The sequence below is a fragment of the Amycolatopsis thermophila genome, assembly GCF_030814215.1.
Lineage (GTDB): Bacteria > Actinomycetota > Actinomycetes > Mycobacteriales > Pseudonocardiaceae > Amycolatopsis_E > Amycolatopsis_E thermophila.
This window is the reverse complement of record NZ_JAUSUT010000001.1, coordinates 1108791-1124062: the sequence shown is the minus strand read 5'-3', so window position 1 is coordinate 1124062 and position 15272 is coordinate 1108791. Positions and strand designations below refer to the sequence as shown.

The 15272-nt window shown below is 70.5% G+C and carries 13 protein-coding genes and 2 tRNA genes; 12 read left to right on the top strand and 3 right to left on the bottom strand.

What is annotated here, in order from left to right:
- The first annotated feature begins 77 nt into the window (after window positions 1–77).
- Window positions 78–647: a M48 metallopeptidase family protein gene (locus FB470_RS05585; protein ID WP_306999065.1), complete on the top strand. Its 570-nt coding sequence runs from the start codon at window positions 78–80 to the stop codon at window positions 645–647.
- A 1042-nt stretch (window positions 648–1689) separates the two neighbouring features.
- On the opposite strand, the gene FB470_RS05580 is transcribed toward FB470_RS05585, so the two are convergent.
- A complete protein-coding gene (locus FB470_RS05580; RefSeq protein ID WP_306989280.1) occupies window positions 1690–3015 on the bottom strand; it encodes a zinc-dependent metalloprotease in 1326 nt (441 codons plus the stop codon).
- Between the two features lie 116 nt (window positions 3016–3131).
- On the opposite strand from FB470_RS05580, the gene FB470_RS05575 reads away from it, so the two are divergent.
- Entirely contained in the window at window positions 3132–4277 is a 1146-nt protein-coding gene (locus FB470_RS05575; RefSeq protein WP_306989279.1) for a YlbL family protein, read from the top strand.
- An 89-nt stretch (window positions 4278–4366) separates the two neighbouring features.
- On the opposite strand, the gene FB470_RS05570 is transcribed toward FB470_RS05575, so the two are convergent.
- The gene (locus FB470_RS05570; protein ID WP_306989277.1) at window positions 4367–4912 is read right to left on the bottom strand and encodes a PPA1309 family protein; all 546 of its coding nucleotides are present in this window, start codon (window positions 4910–4912) and stop codon (window positions 4367–4369) included.
- 165 nt (window positions 4913–5077) lie between these two features.
- On the opposite strand from FB470_RS05570, the gene FB470_RS05565 reads away from it, so the two are divergent.
- The 9 genes from FB470_RS05565 (at window position 5078) to FB470_RS05525 (ending at window position 13557) form a co-directional block, all read left to right on the top strand.
- Window positions 5078–8056, top strand: a complete 2979-nt coding sequence (locus FB470_RS05565; RefSeq protein WP_306989275.1) for a UPF0182 family protein — start codon at window positions 5078–5080, stop codon at window positions 8054–8056.
- 78 nt (window positions 8057–8134) lie between these two features.
- Window positions 8135–8208 (top strand) — tRNA-Met (locus tag FB470_RS05560).
- 331 nt (window positions 8209–8539) lie between these two features.
- A tRNA-Met gene (locus FB470_RS05555) sits at window positions 8540–8616 on the top strand.
- A gap of 150 nt (window positions 8617–8766) precedes the next feature.
- On the top strand, window positions 8767–9267 hold the full coding sequence (locus FB470_RS05550; protein ID WP_306989274.1) for a PadR family transcriptional regulator: 501 nt from the start codon (window positions 8767–8769) through the stop codon (window positions 9265–9267).
- A gap of 80 nt (window positions 9268–9347) precedes the next feature.
- Entirely contained in the window at window positions 9348–10451 is a 1104-nt protein-coding gene (gene prfB, locus FB470_RS05545; RefSeq protein ID WP_306989272.1) for a peptide chain release factor 2, read from the top strand.
- Between the two features lie 64 nt (window positions 10452–10515).
- Window positions 10516–11205, top strand: coding sequence for a cell division ATP-binding protein FtsE (gene ftsE, locus FB470_RS05540; RefSeq protein WP_306989269.1), 690 nt, complete (start codon window positions 10516–10518; stop codon window positions 11203–11205).
- A 47-nt stretch (window positions 11206–11252) separates the two neighbouring features.
- The gene (gene ftsX / locus FB470_RS05535; RefSeq protein WP_306989267.1) at window positions 11253–12149 is read left to right on the top strand and encodes a permease-like cell division protein FtsX; all 897 of its coding nucleotides are present in this window, start codon (window positions 11253–11255) and stop codon (window positions 12147–12149) included.
- Between the two features lie 40 nt (window positions 12150–12189).
- Window positions 12190–12666: an SsrA-binding protein SmpB gene (smpB, locus tag FB470_RS05530; RefSeq protein ID WP_306989265.1), complete on the top strand. Its 477-nt coding sequence runs from the start codon at window positions 12190–12192 to the stop codon at window positions 12664–12666.
- Window positions 12667–13557 (top strand): amidohydrolase family protein, encoded by an 891-nt coding sequence (locus FB470_RS05525; protein WP_306989264.1) that lies wholly within the window; start codon window positions 12667–12669, stop codon window positions 13555–13557. It abuts the gene before it with no gap.
- On the opposite strand, the gene FB470_RS05520 is transcribed toward FB470_RS05525, so the two are convergent.
- Complete coding sequence (locus FB470_RS05520) at window positions 13547–14830, bottom strand: acyltransferase family protein (RefSeq protein WP_306989262.1); 1284 nt, start codon at window positions 14828–14830, stop codon at window positions 13547–13549. The two genes, FB470_RS05525 and FB470_RS05520, sit on opposite strands and share 11 nt — an antisense overlap.
- Before the next feature lie 81 nt (window positions 14831–14911).
- Between FB470_RS05520 and FB470_RS05515 the strand changes: the two genes are divergently transcribed.
- Window positions 14912–15196 (top strand): MarR family winged helix-turn-helix transcriptional regulator, encoded by a 285-nt coding sequence (locus tag FB470_RS05515; protein ID WP_306989260.1) that lies wholly within the window; start codon window positions 14912–14914, stop codon window positions 15194–15196.
- Window positions 15197–15272: the final 76 nt, after the last annotated feature.

Here is a 15272-nt window from a genome sequence, read left to right as displayed (position 1 = left end):
CTTCTGGAAGCCGACTCTCCCGAGTTGTCGGTCCCTGGCTTTACCGTGGATGGGTGGCGAACGCACGGGTGCCCTCTCTGAGGAACCGGGACAACACCGGGCAGTCAACGAACCCGCAGCTCAAGGTCGAAGTACGACGTAGTGCACGACGAAGGCGGACGGTCAGCGCGTACCGGGACGGCGACACCCTCGTGGTGCTCATCCCGGCGAGCATGAGCCGAGCCGAGGAGAAACACTGGGTAGCCGAGATGGAGCGCAAGCTCCAACGCACGGAGACCAAGCGGGCATCTCCGGCGCGCGAGTCCGACGCCGCCCTGCTCGCGCGCTGTGCGCAGTTGTCTGCGCGCTACCTGGACCGGCAGGCGCTGCCCGCGAGCGTCCGCTGGGTGCCGCCGATGAGGACGCGATGGGCGTCCTGCACGCCGGTCGACCGGACCATCCGGGTGAGTGACCGGCTGCAGAACGTGCCCGCATGGGTGCTGGACTACGTGCTGGTGCACGAGCTGGCGCACCTGCGGGTCACGGCGCACAACGCGGAGTTCTGGGAGCTGGTCCGGCGATACCCGAAGACGGAGCGGGCCATCGGTTACCTGGAAGGCCTGTCCGCGGCGGCCGGATGGGGGATCAGCGAGCTGGACGACGACTGAGCAGCGGGAACGAGCCGGGGGACCTCGCTTGTCGGGTGAGGTCCCCCCGCGCTGTGTCGGGCGGCCGGGGCCGGGCACGCCCACCGGCGGCACGTTTCGCCGGGACTGGTGGGTGTTCCGGGTGCGCGTGTCGGCAGTCCCAGGAGGTCCGGGTGCGTGTAGGCCCTGTCGAGTGGGTGGCGTGGCTCGGATGGGGCTGAGTCGTGTGCTTGGGCAGGCTGGGCTGTGGCGCTCTGGCAGGAGGGCACGTGTTCCGGATGGGCCGGCGGTGGGCGTGGGGTGCGGCGACGGTCGGACCGGGCGCGGGCGCTGGTCGACTGGGGTGCGGGCCCTGTCCGATTGGGGCGTGGGCGCGGGCGGACCGGGGCGCGGGCGCCGTGCGATTGGGGTTGGCGCTCGGGCGCGGCCGAGGTCTGTGTGCGGGCGAAAGCGAGGTCGGCGTTCCGACCGCAGCGAGGTCTGTGATCCGGCGGGGCGGAGGTCCGCGGTTCCGCCGGTACCGAGGGCAGCGTTTCAGTGGGCACGGGTGAACGCTCGGTGAGCCCAGTTGCGAGGTGTGCACCGGTGGCGCCTGCGAACAGCAACACGGGTCGGTGAACAGCAACAAAGGCCCTTCGATCAGCTGATCGAAGGGCCCTCGCGCCAACCAGGAGTACACCAGCAGGGACCGCCATCCGGCGGACCGTCACCACGGGAACCCTCACCGGGGACGGTCACCAGGGGGACCGCCGCCTGGGGGCGCCACCAGGCGACCGTCGCCAGGGGACCGCCGCCGGGGACGCCATCAGGGGACTTTCGCCAGGGGCGCCGCCAGGGGCCGCCACCAAGGGGGCCGCCGGGGACGCCACCAGGGGACCGACGCCGGGGGCCGCCACCAAGGGGGCCGCCGGGGACGCCACCAGGGGACCGACGCCGGGGGCCGCCACCAAAGGGGACCGCCACCAAAGGGGACCGCCGCCGAGGGCGCCACCCATGGGAACCGTCACCGGGCACCGCCACCAGGGATGGTCACCACGGGGACCGTCGCCGGTCCCAGGACTCCTCACTCCTTGGAGTCGTCCTCGGGCTTTTCCTCCGGCTCGGTGCGCTCCAGTTCCGCCATGGGGTCCATGTCGTCGAGCTCGCCGGGCTTGCCGAGGCGCTCCGAGAACTCCATGGGGTCGTCCAGGTCCTCCGCGGACGGCATCAGGTCCGGGTGCGACCACAGGCCGTCCCGCTTGTCGACCCCGTGCTGGTCGCCCACGAGCTTCCACAACGCCGACGCCGCCCGCATCCGCCGCGGGCGCAACTCCAGCCCGACCAGCGTCGCGAACGTCTGCTCGGCCGGGCCGCCCGTCGCGCGGCGGCGGCGCAGCGTTTCGCGCAGGGCGTCGGCCCCCGGGAGACGGTCACCGACCGCCTCGGCGACCACCACGTCCACCCAGCCCTCCACCAGGGCCAGCAGCGTCTCCAACCGGTTCAGCGCCGCCTGCTGCTCGGGCGTCGTCTGCGGCTCGAGCAGCCCCGACGACAACGCCTCCTCGATGCTCGCCGGGTTCGACGGGTCCACCTGGCCGGCCAGCTGCTCCAACGCCGACGTGTCGACCTTGATGCCGTGCGCGAACTCCTCGACCGTCCCCAGCAGCCGCTGCCGCAACCACGGCACGTGCGAGAACAGCCGCTGGTGCGCGGCCTCGCGGGCGGCCAGGAACACCAGCACCTCGCTGCTCGGCAGCTCCAGGCCTTCGGTGAACTTCTCGACGTTCGCGGGCAGCAGCGCCGACGTGCCCTCGGGCCCGAGCGGCAGACCCACCTCGGTCGAGGTCAGCACCTCCGACGCGAGCTGCGCCAGCGCGTTGCCCAGCTGCGAGCCGAACGCCATGCCGCCCATCTGGCCGACCATCGACAGCAGCGGCCCGGCGGCCTGCTTGGCCTCGGCCGGCAGCGCCTCGACCCACGCGCCGGACACCTGCTGGGCGACCGGATCGCACAGGCGCTGCCAGGTCGGCAACGTCTTCTGCACCCAGTCGCGCGGCGACCACGCCGCGGTGACGCTCGCACCGGCAGGCAGGATCGTCGCCGCGTCCAGCCACAGCTCCGCGAGGTGGCCGGCGTCGCGCACGGCGCTGTCGGCGTCGCCGCTCGAGGCGAACCCGATCTTGCCGCCACCGCTCCCACTGAGCTTCTGCAGCGCGATCTGCTTCGCGAGGTCGTAGTTCACCGGGCCGGAGGAGCTGCCGGCCTGGCTCAGCATCTGCCCGAGCTGGCTCAGCATCTGTCCGAGCTGGTTGAACGCGTCCGCACCGGACTGCGGGCCGCCCTCCGACGGCCCGTCGTCACCGGGCTTGTCGGGATCCGGGGGCCCGAAGCCGAACGGGAGATTGCTCATAACACCACCGTACGCGGCCCCAGCTGCCCCGACCGCGCCAGAGGTGTCCGATTTCGCTCGACGCGATCAAGGCCTGGTGATCGGGCCCGGGGGCCGGTCACCGTACGCTGTGGGCCGTGAGCGAGTCCCGCGACGAAAGCACTGCTCCCGGCGCCGCGACGGGCACCAAGCCCGGGGACGGCGACGAGGTCCGCAACGGCCACCGCGCGACACGGCCCCGCCCGCGCACCGGCATGACCCGGCGCGGGTGGACCGTCCTGTGCAGCGGCGTGCTCATCGTGGTCTTCGGGCTCATCGGCGCGTTCGTCCGCGTGCCCTACGTCGCGATCGGCCCTGGCCCCACCTACGACACGCTGGGTCAGGTCAACGGCGTCCCGGTCGTCCAGGTCGACGGGCAGCAGACCTACCCGACCGCGGGTGAGCTGCGCATGACGACGGTCTCGCTCAACGACCAGATCAGCCTCTTCGGCGCGCTCGGGCTGTGGGTCAGCGGCCGTTACGCGCTCGCGCCGCGCGAGGAGTACTTCCGGCCCGGCGAGACCGACGAGCAGGTCCAGCAGCAGAACGTCCAGCAGTTCCAGGACTCGCAGAGCAACGCCGAGGTCGCCGCCCTGCGCCACCTCGGGTTCCCGATCAAGGTGCTCGCCCAGACGATCGTCGAGAACAGTCCGGCCAGCAAGGTCCTCGCCGCGGGCGACCGGCTGCTGTCGGTCAACGGCCGGGCCATCACCAACGAGGACGACGTCACCGCCGCGGTCGCCGACACCACCCCCGGCCAGACCATCCCGATCACCTTCCAGCACGGCACCGACCCGGCCCGCACCGAGCAGCTCACCCTCGCCGCCAACCCGGACCCGGCCAAGAAGCAGGGCTTCATGGGCCTGCAGCCGATCGACCGGGCGGACGTGCCCTTCGACGTGAAGATCTCGCTGCAGGACGTCGGCGGCCCCTCCGCGGGTCTGATGTTCGCCCTGGCCATCGTCGACCGGCTCACCCCCGGCGAGATGGTGGCGGGCGAGCACGTGGCCGGCACCGGGGAGATCACCGAGAAGGGCGCGGTCGGGCCGATCGGCGGCATCTCGTTCAAGCTCGTCGCCGCGCGCGAGGCCGGCGCCACGGTGTTCCTCACGCCGGAGGCCAACTGCGCCGAGGCGGCGGCGGCCGACCCGGACGGGCTCAAGCTGGTCAAGGTGAACAGCCTCGACAGCGCGCTGTCCGCATTGGACGCGCTCGAGGCGGGACAGCCGACGCCGTCCTGCTGAGCGGAGCGGCCCGCGGTCGCGACCGGACGGAACTCACAGCTGCTTTACGCGCCCCGGCAGCACGAACCCGGTGGCGGGGCGCGTGGAGGTCAGGGCGCGAGGGTCGCGCGGAGGGCCTCGACCAGGTTCGGAGCCAGGTCGGGGTGCTCGACGATCTCGTCGACGGGCTCGGCGTCCTCCGTCGCGGTGTAGTCGCGCAGCCGCATCACGCACGCGCCCGGTCCGTCCCGCAGGACGGCCGCGACCAGGCGCGCCTCCGTGCGGTCGGGGTGGTCCGCCGCGGCCTGGCGCATCCGGTCGACGTCCGACGAGGACAGTTCCTCCTCAGCGCTGGGCGGCAGCACGATGATCTCCTGGGCCAGCGCGCAGCCGACGACCGTGTCCGGCCAGGCGATCCGTCCCAGTGCCTCGGCCAGGTCGCCCTCGGGCAGCGGCTCCTGCGCCACCGGCGTCAGGGCGCTCGACGGGTCGAGCTGCCCGGCCAGCTCCGGCTGCTCGCGCAGCAGCGCGTCGGTCGGCACGAGCGCGAACAGCTGGGGCGCCTGGTCCCACCCGGCGGCGGACACGAACTCCTCGACCTCGCGGGCCAGCGCGGCGATGGCCGGCCCGGCCGCGGGGTTGACTTCCGATGACATCTCTTCATCGTGTCAGGTCCCCGCCGGGGGTGTCCGATTCGGGCCGATCGGGGAACCCGGAGCGGCCCTCCTACAGTTAGGGGTTCAGGGGGTGTCATGGGTTACCGGCACCCCTGCCAGCGGACCACGACAACAGGAGCGTGCGCAGTGGCCAGTCGGCCCCCAGTGAGCCTGCCGAAGCTGTCCCGACGCAGCCGGGTACTGCTGATCATCGCCGCGGTGATCGTGCTGGCGCTGCTACTCGGCGCACGCCTGCTGGACACCTACGTCGACTGGTTGTGGTTCGGCGAGGTCCAGGCCCGCCAGGTGTTCAACACGATGGTGCTGACCCGCATCGTGCTGTTCTTCGCGATCGGACTGCTCGTCGGTGGTTCCCTCGCGCTCAGCCTGTGGATCGCCTACCGCACGCGCCCCGTGTTCGTCCCGGTGTCCGGGGCCGACGACCCGCTCTCCCGGTACCGCTCGGCCGTGGTCGGCCGCATCCGGCTGATCGGCATCGGCATCCCGGTGGTCACCGGCCTGATCGCGGGCGCCACCGGCGAGGGCGACTGGCAGCGCATCCAGCTCTTCCTGCACGGCACGAGCTTCGGCCAGACCGACCCCGAGTTCGGCAACGACATCGGCTTCTACGCCTTCACGCTGCCCTTCTACCAGTGGCTGCTCGGCTGGCTGTTCGTCGCGGTGACGATCTCGTTCATCGGCGCGCTGATCGCGCAGTACCTCTTCGGCGGCATCCGGCTCGCCGGCCGCGGCGGCCAGCTCGCCGGTTCGGCCCGCGTCCAGCTCGCCGTCACCGCGGGCCTGTTCGTCCTGCTGAAGGCGGTCGAGTACTTCTTCGACCGCTACAACCTGCTCTTCTCCGACCGCAACCCGCTGTTCAACGGCGCCACCTACACCGACCTGAACGCCGTGCTGCCGGCGAAGCTGATCCTGCTGTGCATCTCGGCGATCTGCGCGGTCGCGTTCTTCGCCGGCGCGTTCCTGCGCAACATCCAGCTGCCCGCCATCGCGCTGGTGCTGCTGATCCTGTCCGGCGTGCTGGTCGGCGTGGCGTGGCCGGCGATCCTCGAGCAGTTCTCGGTGAAGCCGAACGCCAACCAGAAGGAAGCGCTTTCCATCAGCCGCAACATGGACGCCACGAAGGCGGCGTTCGGGCTCGGCAACGTCCAGTACGAGGACTACACGGGCACCGGGCAGGCGACCGCGGCCCAGGTCAGCACGGACAGCACCACCGTGCCGAACATCCGCCTGCTCGACCCCAACGTGCTGGCCCCGACCTTCACCCAGCGCGTCGGCAGGGAGAACTTCTACGGCTTCCCGCAGAAGCTCGACATCGACCGCTACGACATCGACGGCAAGACCCAGGACTACGTGGTCGCCGCGCGTGAGATCAACACCGCCAACCTCACCGGCAACCAGACCAACTGGATCAACAAGCACATGGTCTACACGCACGGCAACGGGTTCGTGGCGGCTCCGGCCAACACGATCGACCGCGCGGTGAGCAGCGCCAACAGTGATGGCGGTTACCCGATCGCGGTCACCAGCGACACGCAGAACCCGACCGGTGCGGGCATCAACCCGGCCAACCCGTCCGCGCCGGGCATCGCGGTGCAGGAGCCGCGGATCTACTACGGCGAGCTGACCAACGACTACGCCATCGTCGGCGGCCAGGCGGGCCGGGCGCCCGGCGAGTACGACAGCGCCAGCAGCAGCGACTACCGCTACGACGGCACCGGCGGCGTGAACCTCGGCAACTGGTTCAACCGCCTGGCGTTCGCGGCCAAGTACGGCGAGCGCAACATCCTCTTCTCCGACGCCATCAGCGACGGTTCGAAGATCATGTACAACCGCGACCCGCGTCAGCGCGTCAGCAAGGTCGCGCCGTGGCTCACCGTCGACGGTGACCCGTACCCCGCGGTCGTGGACGGCAAGATCGTCTGGATCGTCGACGGCTACACCACGCTCAACAACTACCCGTACTCGGAGCAGACACAGCTCGGCGCGGCCACCGAGGACACGCTCGCCGGCGTCGCCCGGCAGGCCAACAACAACATCAACTACATCCGCAACTCGGTGAAGGCGACCGTCGACGCGTTCAACGGCACCGTCACCCTCTACTCGGTCGACGACAAGGACCCGGTCCTCAAGGCCTGGGAACAGGTCTTCCCCGGGCTGGTGAAGCCGAGCAGCGCGGTCACGCCCGAGCTCAGGTCGCACTTCCGGTACCCCGAGGACCTGTTCAAGGTCCAGCGCGAACTCCTGACCAGGTACCACGTCACCGACCCGCAGGAGTTCTACACGACCAACACCTTCTGGAACGTCCCGCAGGACCCGACCCAGGAGGGCGGCACCAACCTGGACGCCTCCGGTCTGGCCAACCAGCCCGGCTACTACGTCCTGGCCGAGGCGCCGGGGCAGAGCGGCACCACGTTCCAGCTGACCAGCCCGCTCACGGCGCTGCAACGGCAGTACCTGGCGGCCTGGATGACGGTGTCGTCGGATCCGAAGGACTACGGCGCGATCAAGGTCCTGCGGCTACCGACCACCGCCGCCGGCAACAGCCAGGTGGACGGCCCCGTCCAGGTCCAGAACCGGTTCCAGAGCGACTCCCGGTTCGCCCAGGAACGGACGCTGTTCAGCAACCAGAGCGTCACGGTGATCTTCGGCAACCTGATCACCCTCCCGCTGGGCGGCGGGTTCCTCTACGTCGAACCCGTCTACATCCAGCAACGCAACCAGAACAGCTACCCCCAGCTGGCCCGCGTGCTCGTGTCGTACGGGTCCAAGGTCGGGTTCGCCTCCACCCTCTCCGACGCGCTGAAACAGGTCTTCGGCGACCAGGCGGGCCAGGCGGCGACCTCGCCGACCCAGCAACAACCCACCACCACACCGGCCCCGCCCACCACACCGACATCGCCGGCCACGAACACCCCGGCACCGGGCGGCACCGGCAGCAGCCCGGCCCTCGACCAGGCCGTCGCCGCCATCCAGACGGCGCTCGACCAGCTCCGGCAGGCCCAGCAGAGCGGCGACTTCGCCGCACAGGGCCAGGCGCTCGCCGCGCTCCAGCAGGCCGCCCAGGCCTACGAGAACGCCAAGGCCCAGACGACGACGTCGGCGCCGCCCCAGCCGGGCGGATGACGCGCACCACCGGGTGCCGGGCCATCCGGCACCCGGTGTGCACGCCCCCGCAACCGAGGCGTAAGGTAGTACTCGCAACGCGGGGTGGAGCAGCTCGGTAGCTCGCTGGGCTCATAACCCAGAGGTCGCAGGTTCAAATCCTGTCCCCGCTACAGAGTCAGGGGCCCTCATGTCCGCCGAAAGCGCGGACGTGGGGGTCTCTTTCGCGTTGTTCTGGGGGTCGAACCCCCAGGCCCCCGGCAGGGGGCGGGCCCCCTGCACCCCCGCCCGGTGCGGGTGGGGTGCGTGGGTGCGGTTGGTGGGGTGGGGTTGGTTGTGCCCTTCGCGCCCTGGCGGGCGCTGGGGCAATGGAAGTCGTGGGGGTGGGACTGCCTGCGCCGTTCGCGCCGTGCCGGCCGCTGGGGCGGCGTGTCCACACGGGACCGGGCCCACGAGGGGGGCGGGAACGCGGTACGTCTCGGGTGTGTATAGTGGTGGTTACAACGCGGGGTGGAGCAGCTCGGTAGCTCGCTGGGCTCATAACCCAGAGGTCGCAGGTTCAAATCCTGTCCCCGCTACCACAGGGAGAAGGCCCGGTTCGATCAGAACCGGGCCTTTTTCGTGCGCATGGTGCACCCCCGATTGGGCCGGACGGGGGAAGGTAATGACCTTTGTGGACAATGAGCGTGACCACAGTGGACAGATCCCCGGAAAAGTGGCACGGTGTAGGGGTGTCTGAACTCAATGCAACAGCAGCGGCATTGCTCGGCCTGCTCCAGGACGGCCCGGCCACCGGGGGGCAGCTGGTTGCGGCGGCGGAGGAGCGGTTCGGGACGTTCTTCAGCGTCACCCGCAGCCAGGTTTACCGTGAACTGCCCGCCCTCGCCAAGGAAGGGCTCGTCCGGCTCGGCAAGCAAGGCCCGCGCTCCAGCCAGCAGTACGTGATCACCGCGGCCGGGAAGAAGGCCTTCAAGGCCTGGCTGACCTCCGACGCCGGCCCCGACCACCTCCGCAGCCCCCTCATCCTGCGCCTCGTGCACGCCGGTTCGCTCACCGCGAAACAGCGCGCCGCCCTCATCGAGGCCGCCCGGGGCAGCTACCAGGAGGACCTGGACGAGGCCAGGGCCGCCGTCAAGGCAGCCGGGGACCCCTACAGCAAGGCCATCGCCGAGTTCGGCCAGGCGCACGCTCGCGCGGCGCTGAAGCTGATCGACGCGATCCCGCAGGCCTGAGGGGCCCCGGGCACGGCTGCGAGGTCGCTAGCGGCCGGTTCCCGTAACCGGCCGCACCTCGTGCCGTAACCTTGAAGGTTGTGAGTGGTGACTTCGCAGCCGACCTGAAGGACCTCGCCGGCAAGCTGACGCAGGTCGAGTCCGTCATGGACCTCGACGGCCTGCGCGCGCAGGTGGCTGACCTGGAACAGCAGGCGTCCAACCCCAACCTGTGGGACGACCCGGAGGCCGCGCAGAAGGTCACCAGCCAGCTGTCCCACCGGCAGGCCGAGCTGCGCCGCGTCACCGACCTGCGCCAGCGCCTCGACGACCTCGAGGTGCTCCACGAGCTCGCCGAGGCCGAGGGTGACAGCGCCAGCAAGGCCGAAGCCGAGTCCGAGTTGACCCGCCTGGGCCGCGAGGTGGACGCCCTCGAGGTGCGCACCCTGCTCTCCGGCGAGTACGACGACCGCAACGCGGTGGTCACCATTCGCGCGGAAGCGGGCGGCGTGGACGCGGCCGACTGGGCGGAGATGCTCCTGCGCATGTACCTGCGCTGGGCCGAGCGCCACGGCTACCCGACCGAGGTGTACGACATCTCCTACGCCGAAGAGGCCGGCATCAAGTCGGCCACCTTCAAGGTCTCCGCCCCCTACATCTACGGCACCCTCTCCGTCGAGCAGGGCACCCACCGGCTCGTCCGGATCTCGCCGTTCGACAACCAGGGCCGCCGCCAGACGTCGTTCGCCCACGTCGAGGTGCTGCCCGAGGTCGAGGAGGTCGACCACGTCGAGATCCCGGAGAAGGACATCCGGGTCGACGTGTTCCGCTCCTCCGGCCCCGGCGGGCAGAGCGTCAACACCACCGACTCCGCGGTGCGCATCACGCACCTGCCCACCGGCATCGTCGTCTCCTGCCAGAACGAGAAGTCGCAGCTGCAGAACAAGGCGGCCGCGCTCAAGGTCCTCCAGGCCAAACTCCTCCTGAAGAAGAAGGAGGAGGAGCGCGCCGAGCTCGACGCCCTCAAGGACTCCGGCTCGAGCTGGGGCAACCAGATGCGCAACTACGTTCTGCACCCGTACCAGATGGTGAAGGACCTGCGCACCGATCACGAGGTGGGTAACCCCAGCTCCGTGCTCGACGGCGAGATCGACGACTTCCTCGAAGCCGGCATTCGCTGGCGCAAACAGGTCAACGCTGCGTAACCAGGGTGGCCCAGGCAATAGGCCAACCCGGGCTTAACGAGGGCCATCGGTAGGATGGCCCACCGTGATTCGGCTCGACAGTGTCTCCAAGGTCTACAAGACGTCGACGCGTCCCGCACTCGAGAACGTGTCGGTCGACGTGGACAAGGGCGAGTTCGTCTTCCTGATCGGACCCTCCGGGTCCGGCAAGTCGACGTTCCTGCGCCTGTTGCTGCGCGAGGAGGTCCCCACCAAGGGCCGGGTCTTCGTGTCCAACTTCGACGTGGCCAAGATGGCCCGCCGCCGGATCCCCCGCCTGCGGCAGACCATCGGGTGCGTCTTCCAGGACTTCCGGCTGCTCGGCAACAAGACCGTGGCGGAGAACGTCGCGTTCGCGCTCGAGGTCATCGGCAAGCCGAAGCACACCATCAAGAAGGTGGTGCCGGAGGTCCTCGAGCTGGTCGGGCTGGAAGGGAAGGCCGACCGGATGCCGAACGAGCTGTCCGGTGGTGAGCAGCAGCGGGTGGCGATCGCCCGCGCGTTCGTCAACCGCCCGCTCGTGCTGCTCGCCGACGAGCCCACCGGGAACCTCGACCCCGACACCAGCCAGGACATCATGCTGCTGCTGGAGCGGATCAACCGCACCGGCACCACCGTCCTGATGGCCACCCACGACCACTCCATCGTGGACTCCATGCGGCGCCGCGTCGTCGAGCTCCAGCTCGGCAAGGTGATCCGCGACGACGCCCGGGGCGTGTACGGCGTCGGCCGCTAGTCACCCCAACCCCCCGCCTGCCCCCGACCTGAGGAACCAACCCCCCGATGCGCGCCAGTTTCGTGTTCAGCGAGGTCTTCACCGGCCTGCGCCGCAACATCACGATGACCATCGCGATGATCATCACCACGGCCATCTCGCTCGGCATGCTCGGCGGCGGGTTGCTGATCGTGCGGACCATCGACAAGATGCAGGTCAACTACATGGCCGACGTCGAGGTATCCCTGTACCTCACGCAGGACGTCAGCGCCAACGACAAGACCTGCGTCCAGGACCCGTGCCGCGGACTGCTGGCCGACCTGAACAGCAACCCGGCCGTCGACACCGTCGTGTTCGAGAACCGCGACCAGGCCTACGAGCGGTTCAAGAAGCTCTTCCAGGACAACCCGATCCTGGTCCAGTCCGCCCGCCCCGAGGCGCTGCCGGCGTCGCTGCAGGTCAAGCTGAAGGACCCGAGCCGCAGCGACGTGATCACCCAGGAGTACGGCACCCGTCCCGGCGTGTCCCGGGTGGACGACCAGAAGCAGTTCCTCGACCGCTTCTTCGGCGTGCTCGGCGGGGTCCGCGACGGCGTGTTCGTCATCGCGCTGATCCAGGCGCTCGCGGCCCTGCTGCTGATCTCCAACACGGTGCAGATCTCGGCGTTCACGCGACGCAAGGAGGTCGGCATCATGCGGCTGGTCGGCGCCACGCGCTGGTACACGCAGCTGCCGTTCCTCCTCGAGGCGGTGGTCACCGGTGTCGTCGGCTGGGCGATCGCGGTCGCCGGCCTGATCGGGGCCAAGTTCGCCTTCGTCGACCGCATCCTGTCCGTCACCGGCGGGATCATCCCGAACATCCAGGTGCTCGACGTGGTCGTCGTGGCGCCGTGGCTGCTGCTGGCGTCGATCATCATCTCGGCCTCGACCGGGTATGCGACGCTGCGGCTCTACGTGCGGCATTAACGCCGTGCTCCAGCCGGGACGTGTGGGATAACCTGGACTTATGCCCAAGGAACGAGGCTCCAAGGTGATCGCGTCGAACCGCCGCGCGCGGCACGACTACGCCGTGCTGGACACCTACGAGGCCGGTATCGCGCTGGTGGGCACCGAGGTGAAGAGCCTGCGCGCGGGCCGCGCCTCGCTGGTCGACGCGTTCGCGACCGTCGACGACGGTGAGGTGTGGCTGCGCAACGTCCACATCCCCGAGTACGAGCACGGCACGTGGACCAACCACGAGTCGCGCCGCAAGCGGAAGCTGCTGCTGCACAAGGGCGAGATCGAGAAGCTGATCGGCAAGACCAAGGAGGGCGGGCTGTCGCTCGTCCCGCTGTCGCTGTACTTCAAGGACGGCAAGGTCAAGGTCGAACTCGCGCTCGCCAAGGGCAAGAAGGCCTACGACAAGCGCCAGGACCTCGCCAAGCGCGACGCCCAGCGCGAGATGAGCAGGGCGTTCGGCAGGGCGTTGAAGGGCCGCCGCTAAGTGGGCCCGGAGCGCGACGAGGACATCGCGGCCTGGGTGCGGAGCCTGGGCCTCGACGGCTTGGTGGACCTGCACCTGCACTTCCTGCCGGAGCGGATGCTGGTCAAGGTCTGGGCCTACTTCGACCGGATCGGCGAACGCACCGGTTACGACTGGCCCATCCAGTACCGCGTGCCCGAGGACGAGCGGGTCGCGTTGCTGGAGTCGTTCGGCGTGCTGCGGTACGCGCCGCTGGCCTACCCGCACAAGCCCGGGATGGCCGAATGGCTCAACGGCTGGCTGCGCGAGTTCGCCGAGCGCGTGCCGGCCGCGGTGCCCACCGCCACGCTGTACCCCGAGCCCTCGGCCGCCACCTACGTCGTGCGGGCCCTGCAGGCCGGTGCCCGCTGCTTCAAGGCACACGTCCAGGTCGGCGCGTACGACCCGCGCGACGAGCTGCTCGACCCGGCGTGGGGCGCGCTCGCGGAGGCCGGGGTGCCGGTCGTCGTGCACGCCGGGCACGGCCCGGAGCGGGGTCCGCACACCGGGCTCGACGTGTTCGGCGAAGTGCTCAAGAAGCACCCGCGGCTGACCGCGGTGCTCGCGCACGCCGGGATGCCCGAGTACGACGAGGCGATCGCGCTGGTCGAGCGGTACCCGCGGGTGCACCTGGACACGACGATGGTCGGGGTCCCCTTCACCGAGGCCCTGATGCCGCTGCCGCCGAACTGGACGGACCGGCTGGCCGGCATCGCCGACCGGGTCGTGCTCGGCACCGACTTCCCGAACATCCCGTACTCCTACGCCACCCAGCTGCGGGCGGTCGCCGGCTGGGCCGCCGACGACCGGCTCGGGGACGACTTCCTGCGCGCCGTCCTGCACGACACCCCCGCGAAGCTGCTCAACCTCTGACGGCCACCCGCACCGGCTTCGTCACCAGCACCAGCGCGGTCAGCACCAGCGCGACCCAGGGCAGCGGACCGGAGAACGGGCCGCCGTGCGGCGGCGTGGTGAACCCGTGTGCGGCCAGACCGAGCAGGCCGCCCGAGGCCAGCACGGTCGCCAGGGCCAGCTGTCGCGCCGGGACCGCACTGCCCGTGCCCGGCCGCGTCTCGAACCGGCCGAACGCCCGCAGCAGCCCGGCGAGCACCACCGCGGCGGCGCCGGCCCACATCGGTGCCACGGCGAACCAGTCCGCACTGCCCGGCTCCGGCGTCGCGTAGCCGAAGCCCAGCACCGCGACGCCCGCGACGACGACCAGAGCCGGCATGTGCCACAGGTACAGGCTCATGAAGCGCGGTCCGCTCCAGCGCAGGACGGCGGCGACGGCGGGACGTTCCGCGAGCGTGGCCAGAGCGGGCTTGAGCGCCAGCCAGAAGCCGGCCTGCCCGACGGCGAGGCTCATCAGCACGGCGGTCGGCGGGCTCATGTTCGACACGGGCGCGCCCGGCATGCCGATCATGCTCGCCGGGTACGGACCGAAGGCGACGGCCAGCGCGGTCACCCCGAACCCGGCCATCGCCAGGCCCGCTGCGCCACGCCGGCTCAGCGTCGCGAGACGGCCCTCGACGTAGTGGAAGCCGAGCTGGTGCACCGCGAGCCACACGAACACGGCGTTGACGTACCCGAGCGGGCCGAACACCTCGAACCGGCCGACGTCGACCACCACGGCCAGCCCGGTGAGCACCAGCGGAACGCCCAGACCCCAACGCCGGTGCGCGGCCAGCATCAGCGGTGTCACGGCGACGGTGAGCAGGTACACGGCGAGGAACCACAGCAGCTGGCCGGCGATCGCGCCGGCGATCTGCACCGGCTGCTCCGGCGCGCCCAGGTCGCGCAGCAGGTCGGGCGCCAGCAGCCACACCGCGAACAGCGGCAGGACCGGGATCAGCAGCCGCTTGAGCCGCGTGGACAGCCAGTCGCGGGTCGAGGCCGCGCGCCGCAGGGACAGCAGGTTCGCCGCACCACCGGCGAAGAAGACCATCGGCATGACCTGGGACAGCCAGGTCAGCGCCCACCAGCCCGGCGTGGTCAGGGCGTTGCCGGTCGCCAGGGTGCCGTGGTCGTAGCTGAGCACCGGCATCAGCCAGTGCTGTCCGATGACCGCGAGGATCGCGATCGCGCGGACCACGTCGAGGAAGGTGTCGCGGGCTCCCGCCGGGGCCGGCCGCAGGCTTTGTCGCATGGGTGAAGCCTGGTCGGAACGGGTTTCCGGCACAGCGAGGCAGACCGCCGTCTTCGCGCGGGGGCCAGGTGCAGGACCGTGGTGGGGCAGGCCCTACAGGCGGCCGTGCAGCTCGTCGACGAACTGGCCGCTCGCGGTTACGTGGAACGCCGCCCGCACCCGACCGACCGGCGCAGCAGGCTGGTCGTCCTGACCGCGCGCGGCCGGCAGTGCGTCGACCGGGTGGTGGCGATCTCCCAGGAGGCGGAGGCGCGGTGGGTGGAGCTGATCGGTACCGAGGATTTCGCCCGGATGCACCACGGGTTGTCGGCGTTCGCCGCCGATATGGCGCGACACCGGAGGGTGACCGTGCGCCCGGTGTGGTGAACCGCTCCTCACCCGTTCTGACGGCGGCGCCCGGTCTGCCACTCACCTACCATGGGCGGACGTCGATATCGTTCCC

Bases quoted from the DNA above. Each gene is read 5' to 3' on its own strand.
- FB470_RS05580 (WP_306989280.1), bottom strand. From the start codon at position 3,015: ATGAGCAATCTCCCGTTCGGCTTCGGGCCCCCGGATCCCGACAAGCCC.
- FB470_RS05570 (WP_306989277.1), bottom strand. From the start codon at position 4,912: ATGTCATCGGAAGTCAACCCCGCGGCCGGGCCGGCCATCGCCGCGCTG.
- ftsX (WP_306989267.1), top strand. From the start codon at position 11,253: ATGCGCGCCAGTTTCGTGTTCAGCGAGGTCTTCACCGGCCTGCGCCGC.
- smpB (WP_306989265.1), top strand. From the start codon at position 12,190: ATGCCCAAGGAACGAGGCTCCAAGGTGATCGCGTCGAACCGCCGCGCG.
- FB470_RS05520 (WP_306989262.1), bottom strand. From the start codon at position 14,830: ATGCGACAAAGCCTGCGGCCGGCCCCGGCGGGAGCCCGCGACACCTTC.